The organism is Actinoplanes oblitus (assembly GCF_030252345.1).
GTDB lineage: Bacteria > Actinomycetota > Actinomycetes > Mycobacteriales > Micromonosporaceae > Actinoplanes > Actinoplanes oblitus.
The window spans coordinates 4,636,033-4,658,600 of sequence record NZ_CP126980.1 but is presented as its reverse complement, the minus strand read 5'-3'; the positions used below and the strand labels follow the sequence as shown (position 1 = coordinate 4,658,600).

19 protein-coding genes are annotated in these 22,568 nt (G+C 72.3%); 8 read left to right on the top strand and 11 right to left on the bottom strand.

Annotation, left to right across the window (positions count from 1 at the left end; all coding sequences use genetic code 11):
• The gene (locus Actob_RS20890) at nt 1-837 is read right to left on the bottom strand and encodes a helix-turn-helix transcriptional regulator (protein ID WP_284921997.1); all 837 of its coding nucleotides are present in this window, start codon (nt 835-837) and stop codon (nt 1-3) included.
• Between the two features lie 103 nt (nt 838-940).
• Here Actob_RS20890 and Actob_RS20885 point away from each other — a divergent pair, with 103 nt between their 5' ends.
• The 3 genes from Actob_RS20885 to Actob_RS20875 are packed head-to-tail and all read left to right on the top strand — an operon-like array spanning nt 941 to nt 3,844.
• On the top strand, nt 941-1,873 hold the full coding sequence (locus Actob_RS20885) for an MFS transporter (protein WP_284921996.1): 933 nt from the start codon (nt 941-943) through the stop codon (nt 1,871-1,873).
• Nucleotides 1,870-2,433 (top strand): hypothetical protein, encoded by a 564-nt coding sequence (locus Actob_RS20880; RefSeq protein WP_284921995.1) that lies wholly within the window; start codon nt 1,870-1,872, stop codon nt 2,431-2,433. Before Actob_RS20885 ends, Actob_RS20880 begins: the two co-directional genes overlap by 4 nt.
• A 46-nt stretch (nt 2,434-2,479) precedes the next feature.
• Nucleotides 2,480-3,844 carry an alpha/beta hydrolase family protein gene (locus Actob_RS20875; protein ID WP_284921994.1) on the top strand — a complete coding sequence of 455 codons (1,365 nt, stop codon included), beginning with the start codon at nt 2,480-2,482 and terminating at the stop codon, nt 3,842-3,844.
• 19 nt (nt 3,845-3,863) lie between these two features.
• On the opposite strand, the gene Actob_RS20870 is transcribed toward Actob_RS20875, so the two are convergent.
• The 5 genes from Actob_RS20870 to Actob_RS20850 all read right to left on the bottom strand — a co-directional run bounded on the left by Actob_RS20870 (nt 3,864) and on the right by Actob_RS20850 (nt 12,385).
• Nucleotides 3,864-8,918, bottom strand: a complete 5,055-nt coding sequence (locus Actob_RS20870; RefSeq protein WP_284921993.1) for a wHTH domain-containing protein — start codon at nt 8,916-8,918, stop codon at nt 3,864-3,866.
• A 5-nt stretch (nt 8,919-8,923) separates the two neighbouring features.
• Nucleotides 8,924-9,259, bottom strand: coding sequence for a Pepco domain-containing protein (locus tag Actob_RS20865; RefSeq protein WP_284921992.1), 336 nt, complete (start codon nt 9,257-9,259; stop codon nt 8,924-8,926).
• 63 nt (nt 9,260-9,322) lie between these two features.
• Complete coding sequence (locus Actob_RS20860; protein WP_284921991.1) at nt 9,323-10,441, bottom strand: sulfotransferase family protein; 1,119 nt, start codon at nt 10,439-10,441, stop codon at nt 9,323-9,325.
• 9 nt (nt 10,442-10,450) lie between these two features.
• Nucleotides 10,451-11,224 (bottom strand): SDR family oxidoreductase, encoded by a 774-nt coding sequence (locus Actob_RS20855; RefSeq protein ID WP_284921990.1) that lies wholly within the window; start codon nt 11,222-11,224, stop codon nt 10,451-10,453.
• 3 nt (nt 11,225-11,227) lie between these two features.
• Nucleotides 11,228-12,385, bottom strand: coding sequence for a hypothetical protein (locus Actob_RS20850; RefSeq protein WP_284921989.1), 1,158 nt, complete (start codon nt 12,383-12,385; stop codon nt 11,228-11,230).
• Between the two features lie 79 nt (nt 12,386-12,464).
• On the opposite strand from Actob_RS20850, the gene Actob_RS20845 reads away from it, so the two are divergent.
• Nucleotides 12,465-13,430, top strand: a complete 966-nt coding sequence (locus Actob_RS20845) for an alcohol dehydrogenase catalytic domain-containing protein (RefSeq protein WP_284921988.1) — start codon at nt 12,465-12,467, stop codon at nt 13,428-13,430.
• Nucleotides 13,431-13,601: 171 nt separating this feature from the next.
• On the top strand, nt 13,602-14,411 hold the full coding sequence (locus Actob_RS20840; protein ID WP_284921987.1) for a CPBP family intramembrane glutamic endopeptidase: 810 nt from the start codon (nt 13,602-13,604) through the stop codon (nt 14,409-14,411).
• On the opposite strand, the gene Actob_RS20835 is transcribed toward Actob_RS20840, so the two are convergent.
• Both Actob_RS20835 and Actob_RS20830 read right to left on the bottom strand, forming a co-directional pair.
• Nucleotides 14,359-15,063 (bottom strand): response regulator, encoded by a 705-nt coding sequence (locus Actob_RS20835; protein WP_284921986.1) that lies wholly within the window; start codon nt 15,061-15,063, stop codon nt 14,359-14,361. The two genes, Actob_RS20840 and Actob_RS20835, sit on opposite strands and share 53 nt — an antisense overlap.
• Nucleotides 15,060-16,274 (bottom strand): sensor histidine kinase, encoded by a 1,215-nt coding sequence (locus Actob_RS20830; protein ID WP_284921985.1) that lies wholly within the window; start codon nt 16,272-16,274, stop codon nt 15,060-15,062. The genes Actob_RS20835 and Actob_RS20830 overlap by 4 nt, the downstream gene beginning before the upstream one ends.
• A 124-nt stretch (nt 16,275-16,398) precedes the next feature.
• On the opposite strand from Actob_RS20830, the gene Actob_RS20825 reads away from it, so the two are divergent.
• Nucleotides 16,399-16,761 carry a hypothetical protein gene (locus tag Actob_RS20825; protein WP_284921984.1) on the top strand — a complete coding sequence of 121 codons (363 nt, stop codon included), beginning with the start codon at nt 16,399-16,401 and terminating at the stop codon, nt 16,759-16,761.
• A gap of 81 nt (nt 16,762-16,842) precedes the next feature.
• Here the strand turns inward: Actob_RS20825 and Actob_RS20820 are convergent, their stop codons facing one another.
• A complete protein-coding gene (locus Actob_RS20820) occupies nt 16,843-17,589 on the bottom strand; it encodes a hypothetical protein (protein WP_284921983.1) in 747 nt (248 codons plus the stop codon).
• Between the two features lie 328 nt (nt 17,590-17,917).
• On the opposite strand from Actob_RS20820, the gene Actob_RS20815 reads away from it, so the two are divergent.
• Complete coding sequence (locus Actob_RS20815) at nt 17,918-18,313, top strand: hypothetical protein (protein ID WP_284921982.1); 396 nt, start codon at nt 17,918-17,920, stop codon at nt 18,311-18,313.
• The gene (locus Actob_RS20810) at nt 18,310-19,839 is read left to right on the top strand and encodes a caspase family protein (protein ID WP_284921981.1); all 1,530 of its coding nucleotides are present in this window, start codon (nt 18,310-18,312) and stop codon (nt 19,837-19,839) included. Before Actob_RS20815 ends, Actob_RS20810 begins: the two co-directional genes overlap by 4 nt.
• A 9-nt stretch (nt 19,840-19,848) precedes the next feature.
• On the opposite strand, the gene Actob_RS20805 is transcribed toward Actob_RS20810, so the two are convergent.
• Nucleotides 19,849-20,946: an NAD(P)H-dependent flavin oxidoreductase gene (locus Actob_RS20805; RefSeq protein ID WP_284921980.1), complete on the bottom strand. Its 1,098-nt coding sequence runs from the start codon at nt 20,944-20,946 to the stop codon at nt 19,849-19,851.
• Nucleotides 20,936-22,546: an acyl-CoA synthetase gene (locus tag Actob_RS20800; protein WP_284921979.1), complete on the bottom strand. Its 1,611-nt coding sequence runs from the start codon at nt 22,544-22,546 to the stop codon at nt 20,936-20,938. The genes Actob_RS20805 and Actob_RS20800 overlap by 11 nt, the downstream gene beginning before the upstream one ends.
• Nucleotides 22,547-22,568 lie beyond the last annotated feature (22 nt).

The window sequence follows — 22,568 nt, the reverse complement described above, 5'->3', positions numbered from 1 at the left end:
TCACCCGGTGTAGCTGGCGAGGAAGTCCAGCGCGTCTTCGGCCGGGCTCCCGGACTCGGCCGCGTAGGCGACCAGGAGATGCCGCTCGGGTCCGGGAATCCGCAACGTCTCGTAGCGCAACGTCACGTCACCGATGGCCGGGTGCCGGAACCGCTTGATCCCATGGGTCTTCTCGTGCACGTGATGACTGGCCCACAGCGTACGGAAGGCGGCACTGTCGAGGGCGAGCTCGCCGATCAGACGCACCAGTTCCGGGTCGCGCGGTCGCCGGCCAGCGGCCATCCGCAGAATGCCGACGGTGGTCCGGGCCGCGTCCGCCCAGTCGGGATGGACGTCGCGGGCGGCCGGGTCCAGGAAGATCCGGCGGGCCATGTTCCGCTCGGCCGGCGCCAGGTTGGCGAAGTCCGCGATCAACACTGCCGCCAACCGGTTCCAGGCCAGGACGTCGTTGCGATCGTTCATGATCAGGGCCGGCGTGCCGGGCATCGCCTCGACGAGCTGCCGCACCGCGGGGCGCAGCGTCTCCCGGCCGGCGACCACCGCGCGGCGGGAGGGACGAGCCAGGTCATAGAGGTGGGCACGCTCGGCGGTGTCGAGCCGCAGCGCCCGGCTGAGGGCGTCGAGCACCTCGTCGGAGGGACGGTCCGCGCGCCCCTGCTCGAGGCGTACGTAATAGTCCGTGCTGAGACCGACCAGTTCCGCCACCTCCTCGCGGCGCAGGCCGGGCACTCGCCGGCGACCGGTCGGCGGCAGTCCCGCGTCGGCGGGCGACAGCAGTGCTCGCCGGGTCCGGAGATAGTCACCGAGGCTACCGGCGATGGTGATCACGTCAGCCATGCGCTCCAGTATGCGTGGCCGGCCGGACGGCTGGGTGGCCCTGTCATACCCAGGGAACCAAGCTCTCTTCCTGCCCGGCCGGTGCCCGCTCACGATCGGTGTCATGGTCATCTCACCTCCACTCGACGTCGTACGCCGCCCCGAACGGCACTACTGGGCCACGGTCAGCGCGGTCGGCGGCGCGAGCATGATGCTGCCGTTCTCGGTGACCGGGGCAGCGGTGGCGCTGCCCAGCATGGCCACCCACCTCGGCTCCTCGGTCGGCGCCGCCCAGTGGATGTTGAACGCCTTCAACATCACCTTTGCCGCCCTGCCGCTGGCCGCCGGCAGCCTCGCCGACCGGGTCGGCCGGCGACGCGTGTTCCGCACCGGTATCACGCTGGTAGGCGTCATGTCCCTGCTGGTCGCGCTCGCCCCGTCGATGGTCGTGGCGGACCTCGCCAGAGCGGTCCAGGGCTGTGGGGCCGCGGCGGTCCTCGCCTCCGGGGCGGCGGTCCTCGCCCACGCCACCACCGGGCGCCGCCGGCGGGTGGCCTTCGGCGTGCTCGGCACCTGCTTCGGTACGGGTCTGGCGGCCGGGCCGCTGGCCGCCGGCGCGCTGGTCGAGGTGGCCGGCTGGCGCTCGGTGTTCCTCCTGGTGGCGGCGATGTCGGTACCCGCGTGGTGGTACGCCACCCGGGCGCCGGAGTCCCGCGATCCCGGCCATCCCGGCTTCGACGTGGCCGGGCTGTTCTGCTTCACGGCCGGCCTCGCCGCCCTGTCGCTCGCGCTGGTCCGGGCTGTCACCGCCGGCTGGACGGCACCGAGCACCCTGCTGCCGCTCGCCGGCGCGATCCTCCTGGTCGTCCTGTTCGCCCTGGTGGAAGCCCGCCGGGGCGAGCGCGCCATGTTCGACGTCCGCCTGTTCCGCAGGCCCGAGTTCGTCGCCGTGGTGTGCCAGCCGTTCACCGTCACCCTCGGCTTCGTGGTGCTGCTGGTCTACCTGCCGGCCTATCTGCAGGGGCGGCCCCGGAGACGGCGACGGATTCTCCGGTGATCCGCATGGTGTTGAAGATGCCCGCCGCGGCTCCCGCGTTCGTCACGGGAACGGTGCTGACGGCCGCGTTGTCCATCACCCCGAACGCCAGCCCGACACCGGCCCCGAACGGCAGCAGCGGCAGCGCCAGCGCCGGCCACGACGCGGTGCTGCGCACCGTCACCAGCAGGAGCGCACCCGCCGCGATCAACGCGGAGGCCCCGGTCAGCACGGCCCGGACCGAGCTGATCGAGGCCAGCCGGGCGGCCACCAGCGGCAGCAGCAACACCGGCGCCGTCATCGGCAGCAGGAGCAGGCCACTGACCAGGACGCTGCGGCCGCCCACCGCCGCCCTCCTCAGCACCCTGACCGCGACCCGGCTGAGCGGCCACGGCCTCACCCCCGACGAGATGGCACGGACCGCGGCGCAGGCCGTCCAGGGCCACGTCGCCGCGGCCCATCAGCACGGCCTGACCGTGGGCTTCACCGGCGCCATCCACACTCTCGGCCTCGTGCTGGCCGCCCTGTCCACCGTCGGCGCGGTACTCACCTTCCTGGCCCTGTCACCCCGGACGGAGTAACTGTCGCCTCAGCGGACTCTCAGCAGCCGCATAGAACGATCTTGTCGTGACCGTCTGGGAAATCGTCGTCGTGCTGGGATCCGTCGCCCTGGTGCTGAGCCGCTGGCTGCCGGCCGTCGCCCGCCGCCCCACCGCCCTCACCGCGGCCGGTGTGGTGGTGCTCGGCACCGCCCTGACCCTGCCCGACCCACGCTGGCAACTGCTACCGGTGCTGGCCGCCGACCTGCTGGTCGGCGTGGCCTGGCTGCTGCGCCGGCGCCGCGGCCGGGCCGGCTGGAGACTGGCGCTGCCCGGATCCGTGGCCTGTCTCGCGCTGGTCGCCTCGGGTACGGGCGCGGCATGGGCGCTGCCGGTGCCGGAGTTCCCGCAGCCGTCCGGGCCGTCCGCGGTCGGCACCACGGTCATGCAGTGGACCGAGCCGGATCGGCGCACCGTCGTCGTCCAACTGTGGTACCCGGCACAGTCGCCCGGCCCGGATGCGCCGCGAGCGCAGTACCTGGGCCGGACCCGGCACGAGGCGGAGATCGTGGCCGGCGCGGAGGCCGGCTACCTGGGAGCGCCGGCGTTCCTGCTGGACGGGCCGACCCGCGCGCACAGCCACGCGGCGCCGGATGCCGCCCCGGCCGCCGGCCGCTTCCCGGTGGTGCTGTTCTCCCCCGGTCTGGGCGGCACCCGCACCCAGAACACCGCGTGGGCTGAGGACCTGGCCAGCCGCGGTTACCTCGTCGCCGGCGTCGACCACCCGTACGACTCGGCAGCCGTCGTGCTCGCCGACGGACGCGTCCTGCGGACCCGGATCGCGTCGACCGGCAACCGGGCCGAGGACGACCGCCGGCGGGCCGGCTGGGTCGCCGTGCGGGCCGCGGATCTCAGTTTCGTGCTCACCCAGCTTGGCCGCCTCGACCGTGGTGAGCTGCCCGGCCCCTTCACCGGACGGTTCGACACCGCACGGGCCGCGGCGACCGGCCACTCGGTCGGCGGGGCCGCCGCCATGCGCGCCGCCGAGCGGGACCCGCGCTTCACCGCCGTCATCAACCTCGATGGCGGCCCCGACCCGGACCAGGGCCCCCTGCGCCAGCCGGTGCTCGCCCTCACCCACCCGATCGAGGACCGGGCCGACACCGACTACCTCGCGCTGCTGACCGCAATCCTGGACCGCGGCACGGCGACCAGCTACCGGCTCACCGTGCCCGGCAGCGCCCACCTCACCTTCACCGACGCCCCGCTCTTCCTGCCGCCGCTCCCCGCCCTGACCGGCTCGCTGGGCCGCACCGGAAGCGTCCGGATGACCACCGAGACCACCGCCGCGTTCCTCGACGCCACCCTGCGCGGCCGCCCCGGCGACCTGCCCGCGGCCCTGTCCCGCCACGGCGACCTGCGGGTGCACCCACCGGCGGCCGCCGTCAAGTAGTCGGGCACCGGCGACCGGATCAGTCGAGCGCGCGCCGCAGTCGGTCGGTCCTCGGCAGCTCCGCCGGAACGACCTCGATCTCCTCCGGGAGCCGGAACCCCAGATGCCGCAGTCGCAGGGCGACGCGTCCGATGGACCAGCGGCCACCGTTGACGCCGGGCAGCAGGACACCGGGATTCACCGGGGATCGGAGGGCGTTCTCCAACTCCTCCTGGTCATCCTCGTCCCCGGCGAGCATCCCACCGAAGAACGCGCGGTCATCGTCGCCGACGGTGACATCCGGCCAGGCGAAATCCGGCACGCCCAGGCCGAGTTCCAGCAGGCGCAGCGCCGCCTGCTGGGGTGACCGCCGCAGGATCGCCGCCGCAACGAACACGTGACCGATGGAGACCGGCTGCTCGGGATCCAGCCACGGGCCTTCACCGTCGAAGCCCTCGGACAGCAGACGGGCGTCATCGTTGCTGAGAGGGCCGGCCGGCCAGTCCGACCCGGACACCGACAGGCCGAGCTCCATCAGGCGCTCGGCAACCCGGCGAGGCGACCACCCCAACCGGGCCGCGGCCACCGAGACACGCCCCGGCGGTGCCGGCACCTCGGGATCGAGCCACGGGCTCTCGCCGTCGAGGTCCTGTGACAGCAGGCGGCAGTCATCGTTGCTGAGCAGCGTCTCCGGCCAGTCCGACCCGGACACCGACAGGCCGAGCTCCATCAGGCGCTCGGCAACCCGGCGAGGCGACCACCCCAACCGGGCCGCGGCCACCGAGACACGCCCCGGCGGTGCCGGCTCCACGGGATCGAGCCAGGGCCCCCGGCCGTCGAGGTCCAACGACAGCAGCCGGGCGTCGTCGATGCTCAGGGCGCGGTCGGGCCAGTCGCCCGCGGGCACCGGCAGGCCGAGCTCGGTCAGGCGCTCGGCAGCCCGGCGCGGGGACCACTCCACGCGCGCGGCGGCTACCGAGATGTATCCGGGCAGCGCCGGCTCGTCGAGCTCGAACCACGGGAACGTGCTGTCGGAATCCTGAGGCAGAAGCCGAGCGTCGGCATTGTTCATGACGAGGCTCGGCCAGGCGAAGTCGGAGACCGGCAGGCCGATCTCCGTCAGCCGCTGGGCCACCTGTCGAGGCGACGTGCGCAACCTCGCCGCGGCGAGGAACACGTGCCTGATCGGGGCCGGCCGCGCGGGATCGAGCCATGACTCCTGGCCGATGGGCTCCCGCGGCAGAAGCTGGACGTCGTCGTTGCCAAGGACCACGTCCGGCCAGTCGACTTCGGGTACGAACAGACCGAGTTCCGTCATGCGCCGGGCCACCTGCCGAGGCGACTTGCGCGACCTGGCCGCGGCGACGAACACGTGCCTGATCGGGGCCGGCTGCGCGGGATCGAGCCAGGGAGCGATGCCGACACGTCGGATCGGCAGCAGTTCGGCGTCGTCGTCACCGAGGGCGGTGGCCGGCCAGGCGAGATCGGGCACCGGCAGGCCCATCTCGGCCAGTCGCTCGGCGACCCGGCGGGGTGACCACCCGAGCCGCATGGCGGCCACCGAGACACACCCGGGTGGGGCCGGCCGGGTGAGATCGTCTTGGCCCGCGGGATACTCCGCCAGCAGCCGGGCGTCGTCGGTGCCGAGGGTGCAGTCCGGCCAGTCGAATTCCGCGGCGGAGAGTCCGAGTTCGATCAGCCGCTCGACAACGCGTCGGATGGGCCAGCCCAGCCGCGCGGCGGCCGTCAACACGTGCCGGACGGGCACCGGCCGGGCGGGATCCGGCCAGGGATGCGGTCCTTGTGTACCCAGCGACAGGACCCAGACGTCCGAGGGGCGGGCCGGCGCCACGGCCGGTTGCGCTGTGGCGAGACGGACCCCGGCAACGCATCCGGCCCGCAGGTATTGGTAGAGCCGCCACCGGCCCACCGACAGTCGTTCGCTCTCCGGCAGGGCGTCGTCGAAGGTGTCCGTCGCGCGCGACGGGACGTCCGTCGAGAAGAGCAGGCGATCGGTCGGGAAGACCCCGACGAGAGCGGTCTTGATCGTGATGCCGTAGCCGACGGCGAGCTCGATGCCGCGATCGATCATCCGCTCCGCGATCTCGTCGGCCAGCCCCAGATACTTGTCCGCGACCCGGCTGAGCCAGTCCAGGGTGAGCAGGCGGCCGTTCTCGGCGAACAGGTCGTCCAGGGAACCGCGCAGGAGACGCTCCACGTGGCTCTCGTCCATCGACAGGATGCGACGACGATCCACCGTCAGCCGCGGAACCTTCGGACCCACCAGGTTGACGACGTACCCGAAAGGCGCGTTTCCGGCCCACAGACCGTCGGCGAGGATCCCGCCGGGTCCCTTGCACCACCAGACATGTGCGGTGGTGGACGGGAGAACCTGATCGAGGATCCGGGCGGAACGCTCGTAGCCGTAGTCCCGGCTCCTGCCGATCACCCGGTCACCGCCGGCCGGCGCGTAGGGGGACAGCTCCCCCGGCTCCCAGGTGAGGGTGGTCGCCCCGTCCGAGGCCGTGACCGGGAACTCGGCGACCCACAGCAGCCGGGACAGCAGGTTCGTGCAGGACACCGAGATGTCCGGCCGCAGGTAGACGCGGATGGTCGTGCCGGACTCGGCGGAACCCGCATCGACCGTACGGATCCGGCAGAGCGAGCCCGGCCCGTCGATGTCCACCCGCAGCCGTGCCGCGATGGACCCGTCCCGGGAGAACCGCGCCGTCGTCACCTCGATCTCGTCACCGAGCATGAAGTAGCTCAGGACACCGATCCCGAACCGGCTGTTCGGGTGGAACTCGATGTCCTCCTTGTCCCAGACGGCACGCTCTTCGAGGAATTCCGGCAGGTCCGCGAAGCGTGCCCCCGCGTGGGAGAAGACGCTGCCCAACTCCCGCTCGGACATGCCGATCCCGTTGTCGCGGCACTCCAGCCATGCCCGGCCACGCTCGTCGACGCCCTGGGTGAACGCGATCTGGCCGTCCCAGTCGGCAGTCCACCGTCCCTGCTTGCGCAGGTGCTGCGTTCGCGCGCGGCGGTACCGGCAGGCATCCAGGGCGTTCTGGTACAGCTCCCGGATGGCCAGCGCCGGATCACCGTACAGTTGCTCGCCCATGAGCAGCTCCTGCACCTGGTCGTCGTCCAGGCGGAAGCGGAAGCCCACCATGTCGTACCGGGGCTGGCCGTCGGGTCCGGGCAGCGGCCGCAAGCCGTCGGCCGCGACGTGCGTGGGCAGATCCCGCAGCGCTTCCAGAGTACGGTCGGCCTCCGCGGCGGCGTCGACGCGCCGCAGCACCTCGGCGATCCCGTTCGTATGCTCGGCGAGCGCCAGCTCCACCGCCTGGTGCGGGCACTGCGCCTCCAGCACCCGGGTGCGGCCGCGCGCCGACCACCGGGCGCCCTGGACGGCGCGCAGCACCTCGACCGGCTCGATGCCGTCGTTGAGGCCGATGTGGTCGGTCACCATGCTCGGCAGCGCCGTCGCGTCGATGGTGAACTCCTCGGCGACCAGCAGGATGAGCGCGAGGAGCCGGTCCCGTACGGTCTGCTCGTCGGGCGATCCGCCGGCCACCGTCTGGGCACCGGCCGGGATGTCGGTCCCACCGAGGGCGTCCAGCGCCGGATCGCCGGAGCCGGCCGCCTCCGGATCGCTGCGCAGGGCGCGCAGCAGCCGGGCCAGCCGCTCGGCGGAGGCCACGTCACGCAGCAGCGACGCGGATTGGTTGCCCGGCGGCGCGAGCGGGGCCAGCAGGCTTTCCGCGATCACCTCGGTGCGATAGAGCTGGGCTCGTTGCGCGAGCCACCGGTGGTAGGCCGCCCACCGGATGGTGCTCGCGTGCGCCTGGTCGCCGTCCGCGACGAGGCGACGCAGCCGGCGCCGGATGCGACTGCGCCCCTCGACGTAACGAGCGAACTCGGCACACCTGTCGTCCGCCGGGTCGGGCTCGTCCAGCACCGACCGGTACGCGACGGCGGCCGACGCCCGGTGCAGTTGCTGCGCGAACGGCATCAGGACCAGAACGGCGGCCTCGGCCGGACTCAGCGGCGGCTTGTCCGCCTCGGCCAGCTTGCCGCGGTTGAGCAGGTGCTTGATCATCCACGACAGCCGGTCGTGCATCCGGCTGGCGAGTTCCTCGTCCCACCAGGGGTCGTCGTTCAGCGACTCGCGCAGTCGCCGGTACTCCCGTGACCAGGTCTCGACGCACTCCACCGTGGCGTCACGCAGGCCGGCGGCCGACTCCGGCAGCTCGGGAGCACCGGGTTTGGCGTGGACCAGGTCCCAGACGGCGTGGGTCCTGGCGTAGTCGGCCCAGCCGGCCGCGCCTCGTGACACCAGCACGGGCACCGTCCGGTCCACCAGGACCAGCCGCGCGCATCGATCACCGTCACCGTCGAGGTGCGGTTTCTGCAGGGGCACACCCAACTCGGCGCTGAAGGTCTCCAGGCGGACCTGGACCGCCTCGCGTACGCCGGTCAGCGTGCCCGGCACCGAAGGGTCCGTGAGCGCCCGGCTGAAGGCCCGGGTGAACAGGCTGAACGTCCCGTCCGCGGTCTTCCTCCAGTGCGCGTACTCACCGCTGGAACAGGCATAGAGGTAGGCGATCGTCCGGGCGGCGGACCGCTTTCGCTGTTGCTGGCCCCAGCTGTGCACATAGCTGTAGCCGCTTTTCTCCTGCAGCCGCACGCCCTCGCGGCAGGCGTCGACCACCACCAGGACGTCGCCGCACCGGGTGCTCTCGATGTGCCCGTCGAACTCGATCTCCAGGCACTTCTCGGTGAACTTCCGGCTGGTCGTGTCCGCGCTGGAGGGCAGCAGGAAGTCCCGGCCGTCGCGGTGGATGCCATGACCACTCACGAAGATGAGCAGTTGCTGGCCGGATTCGGCTTGCCGGCAGAACTGCTCGATGGCGGTGTCGATCCGGTCGCGGTCGTTCTGCTGCCGCGGATGCCTGACGACCTCGTAGCCGACCGAGGTCAGGGCCTCACCCAGATCGTCCAGGTCGTCGTCGATGAAGCGCAGCGAGTCGATCGAGGAGTCGTCGTACTCGGACACGCCGATCAGCAGCGCGCGCCGCGGTCGCCTGACCATGTGCGCTACGCGCGTTCGAACGTCAGCGTGATTCCGCCGGTCCCGCTCGTCTCGACCCCGGTGCCCAGGATGGTGATCGTGCCTGTCGCGCTCACCTCGAACGACACCTCGACACTCTTGAGAGGCAGGTCGCCGGCGGCGTCCCGCAGGCCGGCGAACGCCTGCCGCAGGCCGGCGATCGTCGATGCGAGGTTGCGCTGGACGGTCTCCACGCTGATCTGGCGGAGCGCCACATCGCGGTCGCCGCGGCTGAAGATGCCCTTGCTACCCCCGTCCGGATCGTCGTCGGCGGCGACCAGGAAGGTCAGCGTGGCGTCGGCGCTCGGGAGATCGTCAGACATGGAACCGCCCTGTCGGAAGGGAGCCGGAATCGGTCCCCAGTAAACCGCACGACCCTCGTCCGCTCAACGACCCCGCACCGGAAACGCCGCGTCCACCTCGGCCTCGGTCAGTCCGAAGTCGGCGAGGTCGTACCGGTGCGCCGGTCCGCGCGGCGGCGCCTGCCAGGCAGCCACCACCGACGGGTCCAGCGGCGTGCCCAGCCGCTCGTAGATCATCTCCACGGTTGCTCGGGGGTCCGCCACGAAGTCGTCGTAGTCGACGTCGATGAAGTGCGCCGGGTCGTGGCGCGCTCGCGACGCCGCGAACTCCCGCAGCCCGCGCGACCACAACGCCAGCTGCGCCCGCCCGAGCACCTCGCCCTGGAACAACGACGACCACCCGGCCGTGGCCTTGGCGTTGAGGCTGCACACCGAGGCGATCACGGTCCGCGGCGCGCGATGCGTCTGGATCACCACCGCGTCCGGATAGGCGGCCAGCAACGCGTCGAGGGCGAACAGGTGGCTGGGGTTCTTCAGCACCCACCGGCGTTCCCGATCGGGCAGCCCGATCAGCTGGAGATTGCGCCGATGCCGTCGGTAGGCGGCGGTCCAGTCCTGCCCGGCGAGCCATTCCGCGTAGCTGGGAAGGTAGGCCAGGCACTCGAACGACACCGACATCATCGACTGCCGCAGCAGCCGCCAGCACTCCTCGACCTGGTCGGCGGCGATGTGGTGCGCGCCGATGAGCGAGGGGCTCACCCGCGCGTACTCGTCCCGCAGCATCGCGTAGACCGGGTTGCCGTCCCACGTCGCCCGTGGCGGTCGCGGCTGCGGCGCCTCGGTCAGCCACAGTTCGAGCCCCTGATGCGCCGGATCCGCGGCGAGCAGCCGGTGCAGCGCGGTGGTCCCGGTCCGCGGCAGCCCGGTGACGAACACCGGCCGGCGCACCGCGACCCCGGCGTGCTCCGGGAACTGCCGCCAGCCGACCTCGCTGAGCAGTCGCGACACCAGCGCCGCACGCAACAGGCTCCGGCTCATCCTGCTGCCCACCGGGGTCAGGGCCGCCTGCTCACGGTACGCCCGGAGCAGCACCCCCAGCCCCTCGCGATAGTCGTCCTCGCCGAAGTCGTCGAGTCCCGTCAGCCGGGTCGCCGACGCGTGCAGGTCATCGACGGTCCCCACGTCGGTGCGGGTGCCGCGCATGCCGCCTCCTCAGTGGTGGAATTCGCCGCAGTTGACGTCGAGGCACTGGCCGGTGACGCCGCGGGCCAGGTCGGAGAGCAGGAACAGCGCGGCGTCGGCCACCTCGTCCGGCTCGGGCAGGCGGCGCAGGTCGGTGCCGGCGGCGATCTCGTCGTAGATCCGCTGGGTCGGCACCCCGCGCTGGTTGGCCTGGTAGTCGAACCAGGTGCGCAGGCTGTCCGCCCAGATCCAGCCGGGCGCCACCGAGTTGACCCGGACGCCCTGCGGGCCCAGCTCGCTCGCCAGGTTCTGCGCGACCGCGAGCAGCCCGGCCTTGGCCAGCTTGTACGGCCCGAACGGGCGCCGCGAGTGGCGCAGCACCGCCGAGTTGACCATCACGACCGCGCCCCGGGCCGCGACCAGCGCCGGGGTGAGCAGCCGGGTCAGCCGCAGCGCGGCGAGCACGTTGACGTCGAAACCGGCCCGCAGGTCGTCCAGGTCGACCTTGCCCAGGCTGCGCATCGGCGGCATCGCGAACGCGTTGTTCACCAGGCCGTCGACCCTGCCGAACTCGTCGAGCGCGGCCCGGACCAGGCCGGCGCTGGCGGCGTCGTCGGTCAGGTCGGCGGGCACCACCAGCGCGCGGCGGCCGGCGGCGGTCACCTTCCCGGCCACCTCGGTCAGGCAGGACTCGGTGCGGGCGGCGAGCACCACGTCGGCGCCGTGCTGGGCGGCGCGGATCGCGACCGCCCGGCCCAGGCCGGGTCCGACCCCGGCGACCAGGACCACCTTGTCGGCCAGCACGGCTCAGCCCAGCATCCGGGCCGCGGTGGCGGCCTGCCGGGCGGCGATCCGCTGCCGCCACGCCGCCGGGCCGATCGGCTCGTGGTAGGGCAGCTGCTTGGGCAGGTCGTCGACGGCGACCACCTCGGTGCGCGGCCCGTCCGCCTCGGTGAGCGCGCGGGACAGCCGCTGCCAGCGCAGTTGCACGTAGCCGCGGTCGTGACCGGTGCGCTCGATCCAGTTGGCCACGCCGGGGTCGCGCTCGCTGATCACGTACCGGATCATGCCGTCCGGGTCGACCCGCGCCTGCGGGACGGTGAGGCTGGTCTGGTGGTTGGCGTAGTCCAGCGAGACGTACCACATGCTGCCCAGCTGCAGGCCCTGATAGGGGGCGCCGGCGACCGGGACGGTGACCACCATGGCCTGGTCGTCGCCGAGCGCGTAGTGGCCGGCCGAGGAGTACTGCGTGGCCAGGCCGCCGGGGGTGAGCCGGGGCGGGGTGAGCGTGTTGACCGGCAGGTTGAGGTAGAAGCGCTCGGCGAAGGCCAGGAAGGTGTGTATCCGGCCGACGAGCATCTTGGCGGCCACCGCGTACCGTCTGGTCTGGGTGTCCTCGGTGGGTGGCGGCGGCGCCGAACCGATCCGGTCGGCCCGCTGGATGCGCAGCGTCCCGGGCTGCTCGCTCGCCCAGTCGCTGAAGACCTCGCGGACCACCAGCATGGCCGAGCCGGGTGCCAGCGGGACCGCGTTGCGCCCGGACAGGCCCGGCCCGAACCGGATCTCGAAGGTGCCGTCGGGCGCGATGTCGATCTCGCGGTCGTCGAAGGCGGCGAGGCTGCCCGGGACCTCGACCGGGGAGTAGGACCCGTCGAGGATCTGGAAGCTCAGGTCGGCGGTGCTGCCCCGGCGGCCGGTCACCACGTATGTGGCGTCGTCGCGCAGCCACGCGTGAAAGTAGAGCGTGTCCGGATTATCCAGACCCATTTTGGTGTACGGCCCGGTGGAGCGCACGAAGTAGGGATAGTCGCGGTCGTAGGCCCACGCCATCTGCAGGGACGCCCGGATGCCGCCGGCCAGGTAGTCGTAGCCCTCGATCAGGTCCTGCGCGCCGCTGACGTGCGGTGCCTCGGCGATGACGCGCTCGGCCCGCGCGATGGCGTCGGCGAACGGCTGGGTAATCACGACTCATGCTAGAACGCGTTCTATTTTCTGGTCAATCGTCGCCTTGACCATAGGTGGAACACGTTTCACTCTGAGGGGCATGCGCGCGTATCGGATGACGGCCTGGGGCGCCCCGCCGGAGCACTGCGAGGTGGCCGAGCCGGTACCCGGGCCCGGGCAGGTGCTGGTCCGGGTCGCCGGGTGCGGCCTGTGCCGCTCCGACCTCACCATGCGGCAGATGCCCCGGGCGGCCGGCGAGCGGCTCGGCTGGCGGATGCCGTTCACCCTGGGCCACGAGACGGCCGGCTGGCTGCCCGACGGGACCGCCGTGGCGCTGGTCGCGGCCACCTCCTGCGGCACCTGCCGGCTCTGCGTGCGCGGGCTGGACAACGCCTGCCCGCGCGGGACGACCGGGCGCGGCTACGGCGCGGACGGCGGGCTGGCCGACTACGTCGTCGCCGACCGGCGCGCGGTGCTGACCCTGGGCGGGCTGGATCCGCGGCACGCCGGGCCGCTGACCGACGCGGGCGCCACCGCCTACCACGCGGTACGCCGGGCCCGGCCCCGGATCGCACCGGGCGGCACGGCGGTGGTGCTGGGCGCGGGCGGGCTCGGCGCGTTCGCGGTGCAGTTCCTGCGGATCCTGACCGGCGCCCGGGTGGTGGCCGTCGACGTCGACGCGCACCGCCGGGCGTACGCGGAGTCGGTCGGCGCGCACCAGGCGACGGCGGAACTGCACGAGCGGGCCGACGCCGTGCTGGACTTCGTCGGCACCGACGAGACCATCGCCGCCGGGCTCGCGGCGGTCCGGCCCGGCGGGGCGTACGGGCTGGTCGGCTCGGGCGGCGGCCGGCTGGACCGGCAGTGGTTCGGGACGCTGCCCCGCGACGGCGAGGTCTTCACCTTCCAGGGCGGCTCGATCGCCGACGCGCAGGAGGTGATCGCGCTGGCCGATGCCGGGCTGATCCGCAATCAGGTGCGGGAGTTCCCGTTCGAGAGGGCCGCCGAGGCGTACGAGAGCCTGGCGGCCGGCACCCTGAACGGCCGAGCCGTCGTCCTGCTCTGACGCTGATCTCTCGCTCCGCCGGCAGGAGGCCACCGCCGGGTGCGACCTTGGTGCTAGTACCTGGGACGGAGGCGCTGCGCGGCGAGCCCGCGGGGTTCCGATCGTAGGTGGATGGCGGTGAGCGGATACTTCACGACACTGGGCGGACCCTTACCGAAAGCAGGTCCGTCCGTGTTCGCCACGCTCTCCGATCGCACCGCTTCGATCGTCTTCGTCCTGCTGGTCCTAGGTGCCTCGCTGGGCACCGCCACCATCGCCGATGGGTTGATCCTGGCGTTCTCGCCGCTGCTCGTGGTGCTGCTCATGCTCCTGGTCGTCACCCGCGAGGGCTATGCGCGTGACGGCTGGCGCCGGCTCGGGCTGGGCCGGCTCGGCCTGCGGTACTGGCCGGTGGCGATCGCCACCACCGCCGGAGTCTGCCTGCTCGCGACCGTGGGGGTCGTGGCGTTCGGCTTCGCGCGGTTCGCTGCCCCGCGGGGACCGTGGCTGGCCGACGTGCTCGCGCTGTGCGTCGCCGGCCCGATCCTGGCGTTCGCGGAGGAGATCGGCTGGCGCGGCTACCTGCAGCCGCGGTTGTCCTTTCTGGGCGAACGGGCGGCGATGCTCACCGTCGGCGTCGTCTGGATCGGCTGGCACCTGCCGTACATCCTCTTCACGCCGAACTACCACAGCGGCGGGAACCGGGCCGTGGTTCTCACGTTGTTCGGCGGCTCCGTGCTCGCGTTCTCGTTCCTGATCGGCTACCTGCGGACCGTGTCCGCCAGCGTGTGGCCGGCCGTGCTGGCCCACTTCGCGCACAATGCCACCTTCGCCGCGCTGACCATTCCGATCGCCACCGAGCAGCCGGTGGTGGTCGACGAATACCTCAGCGGCGACTCGGGGCTGTTCGTGCTCCTCGGCACCGCCGCGTGCGCTGTCGCGGTCGGAGTCAGCCGGGCGCGCGCGAACCGTCTGCCAGTCCCAGCGTCTGGGCGAGGATGACGGCCTGCACCCGGTCGCGCACCTCCAGCTTGCGCAGCACCGAGCCGACGTGGGTCTTGACGGTGGACTCCGCCACGTGCAGTCGCGCGGCGATCTCGACGTTGGTCAGTCCCAGCCCGATCGCCGCGAGGATCTCACGCTCGCGGACGGTGAGCCGCGCCAGGGTGGACGGTGCGGCGGACGGCCGGTCGCCGGGGGACGCGGCCGGCGCCACGAGGACGAACGAGTCGATCAGCCGACGGACGAGCCGGGGGGAGACGGGCGAGTCGCCGGCCGCCGCGGCCCGGATCGCGCTCAGCAGTTCGGCCGGGCCGGCGTCCTTGACCAGATATCCGGACGCCCCAGCCCGCAGGGCGGCGACGAGCAGGTCGTCGGACTCGAAGGTCGTCAGCATGACGACCCGCGGCGGATCCTCCCCGGCGAGCAATCGCCTGGTGGTCTCCACCCCGTCGAGCCCGGGCATGCGAATGTCCATCAGAACGACGTCGGCGCGGTGCTCGGGCTGCCGCAGCGCCTCGAGTGCGGCCTGCCCGCCGCCGACCGACCCGACCACCCGCAGGTCCGGGGTCGCGCTCAGGATCATCGCGAAACCGGCGCGGACGAGTTCCTGATCGTCGACGAGAAAGACCCGGATCGGCTCGGCAGGCCTCATCGCCGGGCGCTCCGGGCCGCGACCGGGATGGTGGCCTCGACACCGAAGCCGCCGCTCGGGCGCGGACCGGCCAGCACGACACCGTCCAGGGCGCGCAACCGCTCCCGCATCCCGGCGAGGCCGTGACCAGGCCCGGCCGGGGCCACGCCGTCATCGCGGCCCACACCGTCGTCCTCGACGTGCACCCGAACGGCCGCCGGTTCTCGTTCGACGACCACCCTCGCCGTGGCCTGGGCCCCGGCATGCTTGAGCACGTTGGTCAGCGCCTCCCGGACCACGCGGAGCACGGCGAAGCCCACCGCGGCCGGCGTCTCCTCGAATACCGCGGGGTCGGCGTGGACCTCGACCGGCAGCCCGGCCGCCCGGACCGCCGCGACGAGCTGCCCCAGGTCGGCGAGCCCGACCGACGACCCGGCCGGGTCGTCCGCCGCTTCCGGATCGCGGAGCACGTCGATGACGTCGCGCACCTCGCTCAGCGCGGTCCGCGCCGTTCGCGCGATGGTGGCGAGGACCGTCCGGGCATCCGTACGGTCCCATGGCTGCGCATGCTCGGCGGCGTACTCGGCCCCATCGGCCTGCACGATGACGACGGTCAGCGAATGGGCGACGATGTCGTGGATCTCCCGGGCGGCCGCGACCCGCTCCCGCTGCGCCAGGAACCGCTCCCGCTGCCGCTGACTCTCCGCCAGCTTCGCGTAGGCCTCGCGCAGCGCCCTCGTGTTGGTCTCGCGACCGCGCACGACGTTCCCGATCAGCCAGATCAAGCCGGCGAAGATGGCCAGGAACGCGGCGATGACCAGGGCGTTGCGGGTGTACTCCGGCTCGGTGCTCCACCGGAAGCCGGCCGCCAGACTGCCCGCCAGCGCCGTGCCCAGCGCGCACAGCCGGACCGGCAGCGACGCCACGTGCGCGGCGACCGTGAAAATCACCAGGGCCTGGGCGATGTTGCCCGGCAACGGAATAGGCAGCACCCCGAGCTGGATCACGAAGATCGCGACCGACCACGCCAGCACGGCGGTCGGCCATCGGCGCCGCACGGCGAGCGGAAGGATTGTCGCGCTGGCGACCACAAGACCTGTCAACCCGCCGACGAGAACGCTCAACAGGCCGAAGACCAGCCAGATCAAGCCGGCGAGGAGCCCGTCCACCAGCAGCGGACGGACCCGAGCCCAATGGTCCACCCGGGCCGCGAGGGCCGTGCTCTGTTCCACAGCCCTCCCACCGCGTGCCGGCCTGGCCGGCCCAGCTTAACCAGCGAAGGCGAACCGAGCGCGGGCCGCTCCCGCCCGGCGCGCACGATCGGCCGCCGAGGAGGACTCGGTACTGTCGTCCGTCATGGGGATGTACGTGTCGGCTCGCGGCTGGATCGAAATCGATGCCGAGCAGCGGGCCAGCGCCGAGGAGGTCCTCCGGCGGCACGAGGACGGGCACTACTCCGGTGGCTGGGCCTTCCCCGCACATCCGGTCAACTGGACGCGGTACCTCTTCTACGGCGGTGACCTCCGGGAAGGTCAGCTGCCCTGGCTACGCGCACAGCTCGCCGAACTGGCCGCCCTGCCCGCTGTCGACGAGGACGGTGACCGTCCTCGCGGTCTGTTCCTGATCACCGACGAGCGCGGCGGAGCGGTCACCTGGCAGATCCGCGACGCGACCCTGCGGGAGTCCCCCGCGCCGTCCCTGTCGTGGCTGGCTGAATAGCGGCACGCCACGCACGGAGATCATCCGACGGAACGCCGGCGGCCGGGCTGACGCTCGCCTGCCGCCCTCGGGAGAGGTCGGTCATCCGACCGGCAGGATCCGGGTCGGCGGGATTCCGCTCCTGACGTCGTCGTCGTGCGCGTAAACCAGCAGTGTGCGCCCGTCGCTGACGATCCAGGGACAGGTCCAGGCCTCGTCGGGACCCGGCACGAGCAGCCGCGTTCTGGACTGCTCGGCGTCGTGGAGCAGCAGGGACTTGATCCGGGAAGCCAGGTTTCCCATCTGGTAGTCCTGCGCCGGATGATCCACGGGCCCGTCCGCCCGCACCGCGTAGAACCGATCATCGAGCCACTGCCCGGACACGTCGAGCGTCTGATCCTCACCGACCCGCGTGCCGTCGACCCACAGCGTCCCGCCCTGCGGGCTCTCGGACCACAGCACGGCGCGGTGCCGGGCTCCGGCGCTGAACTGGATCCAGACCTGGCTGTGGCGGTGCGACAGGTAGAACGAGTCACAGGCCCCGGGGAGCGGCCCCTCCCTACCGACCTGCTCGTCGGGGCCCTCCGCACGGTCCTGGGAGCAGATCTCCGGTTCGCGGCAGGCGCGGTCGAGGCGCCGGGTGCAGCCGAGACCGGCGGCCGCGCAGTCCCTGGGCGCAGCGCGGGACAGCACCTCCACCAGCTGGTCCCGGTAGGCACCCGCGCCCAAGAGGTGTTCGTACTCGTCGCTCTCGTGTCGCCGGGTGAACAACTCCACGGCGGTGGTGGACCGGCGCAGCCACTCCCGCCAGCCCTCCTCCGCCCATCGCCACCGCCGGACAGCGCGCACGTCGATGGGTTCCGGCGGCCGCTGGAGAGCCCGGATGAGCTCTTCCTCCCGCGAGGCCTCTCGCCTCGACCGGTTCACCATGGGCGCATGACCATCATGTCGACCTCCGCGATGATGACGCCCCGCCCCCGCGCGCGCCGTGTGACGAGTTCACCGTCGTCACCCCGCACATCGTCGCAACGGATGTCAACTCCTCCGGCTGCCGCCCGCACCACGAAGGGCCTCGTACATCGCCGTACCGACGCCGGGTGCCGACGGCCCCGGTGAAGAGGACCAGGAAGGTGGAATTGGGCGGAATCCCCGACACCCTCCGCCGATCCTGGTTACCTTGGCCGACGTTGTCTTGGAAAGGACGGCCGGCCCGATGTTGATGACGATTGTCGATACGGATCCCGATCCGGGTGAGGCCGAGGAGACGCTGGTCCGTCTGCGGCGCGAGTTGCTCGACCATTCCGGCGTTGCCGACGCCAGGACGTTGTCGCGTGTCCCGCCGCCGGCCGGCAGCAAGGCAGTGGACGGTCTGGTGGCCGCGCTGTCGGTGGCCATTACGCATCCGGACGTGCTGGCCACGGTGCTGGAGGCGGTGCAAGGCTGGGTCGGCCGGCTCGGCCGCGCCGTCCGCGTCGAGATCGACGGCGATGTCCTCGACCTCGGCAGGGCGACGTCGGCCCAGCAGCAGCAAATCGTCGATGCCTGGGTGCGCCGTCACGGGACGGGCGAGTGAGCGGCCGCCGGGAAGCGCTGATCATCGCCGTCCACGAGTACGAGGACCCCGGTCTGAGTCGTCTCCGAGCGCCCAGCCACGACGCGGACGCGCTCGCCCGGGTGCTGGGCGACCGCGACATCGGCGGATTTCACGTCCGGCAGCTGCGCAACGAGCCGGCTCACACGGCCAGCGAGGCCCTGGAGGACTTCTTCGCCGACCGGGACCGCGACGACGTGCTACTGGTCTACTTCTCCGGGCACGGGCTCAAGGACGAGGACGGCACGCTGCATCTGGCCGCCGCCAACACGAAGGTGCACCGCCTGGCCGCCACGAGTGTGTCCGCGGCGTTCCTCAATCAGCAGATGAACCGTAGCCGGTCTCGTCGGATCGTCCTGATTCTCGACTGCTGTTACGCCGGCGCGTTCGCGCGCGGCCTGACACCGCGTGGCGCCGCGGACGTGGGCATCGATGAGCAGTTCGGCGGCTGCGGGCGCGCGGTGATCACCTCCTCCAACGCCATGGAGTACTCCTTCGAGGAGAACCGGCTCACCAAGGGGACGGACCGGACGGCCGGCCCGAGTGTCTTCACCAGCGTGCTGGTGCACGGACTGGAGACCGGTTCGGCCGACCGGGACGGCGACGGCGTCGTGACGCTCGACGAGATATACGACTACGTCTACACGGGCGTACGGGAAATCACCCCCCACCAGACGCCGAGCAAGTGGATGTTCGACATGCAGGGCAGCCTGCACATCGCACGGCGCGCGACCGGCCCGGTCGCCGAGACCCCGCCGGTGTCCGGACGGCCTTCCCGCCGCACGCGATGGCGGTGGGCCGCTGCCGCCCTCACCGTCGGCGGACTGCTCGCGGGCATCATCACCGCCACTCAGCGTCACTCGGCACAGCCGAGCCCTTCGCCGGCACCGGCAGCCGCGTCAGCGCTCCCGGCGGGTCCGGTGCTGTTCCACGACGATTTCACCACCAAGAAGGGCGGCTGGGCCGACGACGGCGCCGCCGCTTCCCACGGTGGCTATTACATGTCCGACGCTTACCGCTTCCAGAACCGCACACCCGGATCGCTGTGGGGTAGCAGCCCACGGTCGGCGGCCGCGGTGTATCCCACCGCGCCATCGAACATCCGGATCTCGGTGTGGGCCCGGTGGTCGGCACCCGACGATCTGGCCTGGTTCGGGGTGACGTGCCGCGTCGTCGGCGACCGGGACGCCTACCACCTCCTTCTGACCGACGGCGAGGCCCACATCGTGAAGATGGTCGATGAGAACCCGCAGTTCCCAGCGCTCGCGGACGGGCGCGTGCCGGGAGTCGACCTGCGAGCCGGCGTGCGACTGCAGGCCGACTGCACCACCGCGCCCGCCGGCAACGCGACGAAGTTGGTGCTGTGGGCCAATGGCAGACCGGTGCTGGAAGCCACCGACAGCACCGCACCGCTGCGGTCCGGCACGGTCGGCGTCGCCGTCGAGATGCACCCCTCGGCCCGCGGTGCGGAGGCGGAATTCAAGGACTTCACCGTCACCCAGCTCTAGCCCGTCGGATCAGCCGGCGAGTTTGCCGAGGCGGGCCAGGGTCTCGTCGGCCTCGGTCACCAGGTCGGCGAGCACCTCCGCGACCGGGCGGACCTCGTTCATCCGGCCGACGATCTGACCGACCGGCATCGGCACGACGGTCGGGTCGCCGGACTCCATCAGCCGGGCGTGCGCCTCGGCCACCAGCAGGTTCTGCAGCGGCATGGGCAGCGGCCCCGGCGCGTGCTCGTCGTTCCACGCGTCGGTCCAGCGGTTGCGCAGCAGCCGGGCCGGCTTGCCGGAGTAGATCCGGCTGCGGACGGTGTCCGACGACCGCGCCTTGAGCAGCGCCTCGCGCAGCGCGGGGCCGCTGTGGTACTCCGTCGTGCCGAGCCACACCGAGCCCATCCAGACGCCGCGCGCGCCGAGCGCGAGCGCCGCCGCGATCTGCCGGCCGCTGCCGATCCCGCCGGCCGCGAGCACCGGCACCCGCTCCCCCACCGCGTCGACCACCTCGGGGACCAGGACCATGCTGGCGATCTCGCCGGTGTGCCCGCCGGCCTCGTAGCCCTGGGCCACCACGAGGTCGACGCCGCTCGCCACGTGGCTGCGGGCGTGGTCGGCCCGCCCGGCGAGGGCCGCGACCAGCAGGCCGTGCTGGTGCGCCTGGGCGATCACGTCGGGCGGCGGCGGGCCGAGCGCGTTGGCGATCAGCCGGACCGGGTGGTTCAGCGCCACCTCGACGTGCGAGCGGGCCACCGAGTGCAGCCAGCCGAGCACGCCGGCCCGCCGTTGCGGGTCGACGCCCAGCGGCGGGACGCCGAGGCGCAGCAGGGTCCGCTCGACGAAGTCACGATGGCCCTGCGGGATCAGCCGGTCGAGATCGGCGGCGACGCCCTCGGCCGGTTCGTGGCTGGGCATCACCACGTCCACGCCGTACGGAAATCCCTGGGTTTGATCGTCGAGCCAGCTCAGGACCGTGTCGAGTTCGGCGGCGTCGTTGAATCGGACGCAGCCGAGCACGCCGAGCCCGCCGGCCCGGCTGATCGCCGCGACCACCTGCTCGGACGGGCTGAAGCCGACCACCGGGTACTCGATGCCGAGGCGTTCGCACAGCTCAGTCCGCATGGCTGAGCTCCTCGGCCGGATGCTCGGCGGCGTGCCGATGGGCCCAGCGGTAGTCGGCCTTGCCGCTGATCGTCCGGTGGATCTCGTCGACCAGCCAGACCGCCCGGGGCACCTTGTAGCCGGCGATCCGTTCGCGCAGGTGCTCCTCGACCCCGGTCAGGTCGAGCTTGGCTCCCGGCCGGGCCTGCACGAGCGCTGCCACCCGCTGCCCGAGCCGGTCGTCGGGGATGCCGATGACCAGGGCGTCGAAGACGTCGGGGCAGGTCTTCAACGCGCCCTCGACCTCCTCCGGGAAGACCTTCTCGCCGCCGGTATTCACGCAGGTGCTGCCCCGGCCGAGCAGCGTGACGGTGCCGTCCTCCTCCACCCGGGCGAGGTCGCCGGGGAACGCGTAGCGCACCCCGCCGATCTCGGTGAGCAGGGCGGCGGTCTTCTCCGGGTCCTTGTAGTAGCCGAGTGGCAGGTAGCCGCTCTTGGCGAGCCGGCCGACGCCGCCGGGTGGCACCGGGCGGTTGTCGGCGTCGAGCACCACGGTGTCCGGGCCGGGCATCACCCGCGGGTCCTCGACCGCGCCGCCGGGCACGTCGGCGACCACGCCGAGCCCGGTGAAGCCGGTCTCGGAGGCGCCGATCGCGTCGGTGACCAGCACGTCCGGCAGCAGGTCGAGATACTGCCGCTTGACCACCGGGGAGAACAGGGCGCCGCTGGACGAGACCGCCATCAGCGACGAGCCGTCGTAGCCGCCGGTGGCGTACGCCTCGATGATCGGCCGGGCCATCGCGTCGCCGATCAGCACCAGCACGTTGACCCGGCGCCGGTCGACGACCCGCCAGACCTCGTGCGCGTCGAAGTGCGGCAGCATCACCACGGTGTCGCCGGCGAACAGGGCCATCAGCGCGGCCCACTGCGCGTTGCCGTGGATCAGCGGGGCCAGGCAGAGCCGGACCATGCCGTCCGCGGCGGCGCCGCGCCGCGACTGCTGCCACTCGTCGTCCAGCGGGATGCCGGTCATGAAGTCGACGCCGCCGCCGAGGGTGCGCCAGACGTCCTCGTGCCGCCAGAGCACACCCTTGGGGTACCCGGTGGTGCCGCCGGTGTAGAGCAGGTAGATGTCGTCGCCGGAGCGCTCGCCGAAGTCCCGGACGGGGGTGCCGGCCTCGACGGCGTCCGCGTAGGGGACGCCGTCGGCCGGGCCGTCGGTGCCGTCCGGCAGCACCACCACGGTGCGCACGCCGGACGTCGCGGGCAGCACGGCGGCGACCCGGGGCGCGAGACGACGGTCGTGGATCAGCGCCGACAGCTCCGCGTCGGCGACGAGAAACTGTAACTCGTTCTCGACGTACCGGAAGTTGACGTTGACGACCGCGGCGCGCAGCTTGTAGACGGCGATCATGGCCACCACCGCCTCGACCGAGTTGCCCGCGTACAGCCCGACGTGATCACCCGGTCCGATCCCGCGATCTTGCAGGAAGTGCGCCAGACGGTTGGCTCGCTCCTCCAGCCCGGCGTAGCTGATCTCCTGCTCGCCGAAGCACACCGCGGTCCGTTCCGCGAAGGCGTCGACAGCGTGCTCGAACAGATCCGCAATATTTGCCGCCATCACTAGAAACTAGAACCTGTTA

Coding starts and splice junctions, on each gene's coding strand:
- Actob_RS20805 (WP_284921980.1), bottom strand. CDS start 20,946: ATGCGGACTGAGCTGTGCGAACGCCTCGGCATCGAGTACCCGGTGGTC.
- Actob_RS20870 (WP_284921993.1), bottom strand. CDS start 8,918: ATGGTCAGGCGACCGCGGCGCGCGCTGCTGATCGGCGTGTCCGAGTAC.
- Actob_RS20890 (WP_284921997.1), bottom strand. CDS start 837: ATGGCTGACGTGATCACCATCGCCGGTAGCCTCGGTGACTATCTCCGG.
- Actob_RS20800 (WP_284921979.1), bottom strand. CDS start 22,546: ATGGCGGCAAATATTGCGGATCTGTTCGAGCACGCTGTCGACGCCTTC.
- Actob_RS20835 (WP_284921986.1), bottom strand. CDS start 15,063: ATGAGGCCTGCCGAGCCGATCCGGGTCTTTCTCGTCGACGATCAGGAA.
- Actob_RS20885 (WP_284921996.1), top strand. CDS start 941: ATGGTCATCTCACCTCCACTCGACGTCGTACGCCGCCCCGAACGGCAC.
- Actob_RS20865 (WP_284921992.1), bottom strand. CDS start 9,259: ATGTCTGACGATCTCCCGAGCGCCGACGCCACGCTGACCTTCCTGGTC.
- Actob_RS20845 (WP_284921988.1), top strand. CDS start 12,465: ATGCGCGCGTATCGGATGACGGCCTGGGGCGCCCCGCCGGAGCACTGC.
- Actob_RS20860 (WP_284921991.1), bottom strand. CDS start 10,441: ATGCGCGGCACCCGCACCGACGTGGGGACCGTCGATGACCTGCACGCG.
- Actob_RS20825 (WP_284921984.1), top strand. CDS start 16,399: ATGGGGATGTACGTGTCGGCTCGCGGCTGGATCGAAATCGATGCCGAG.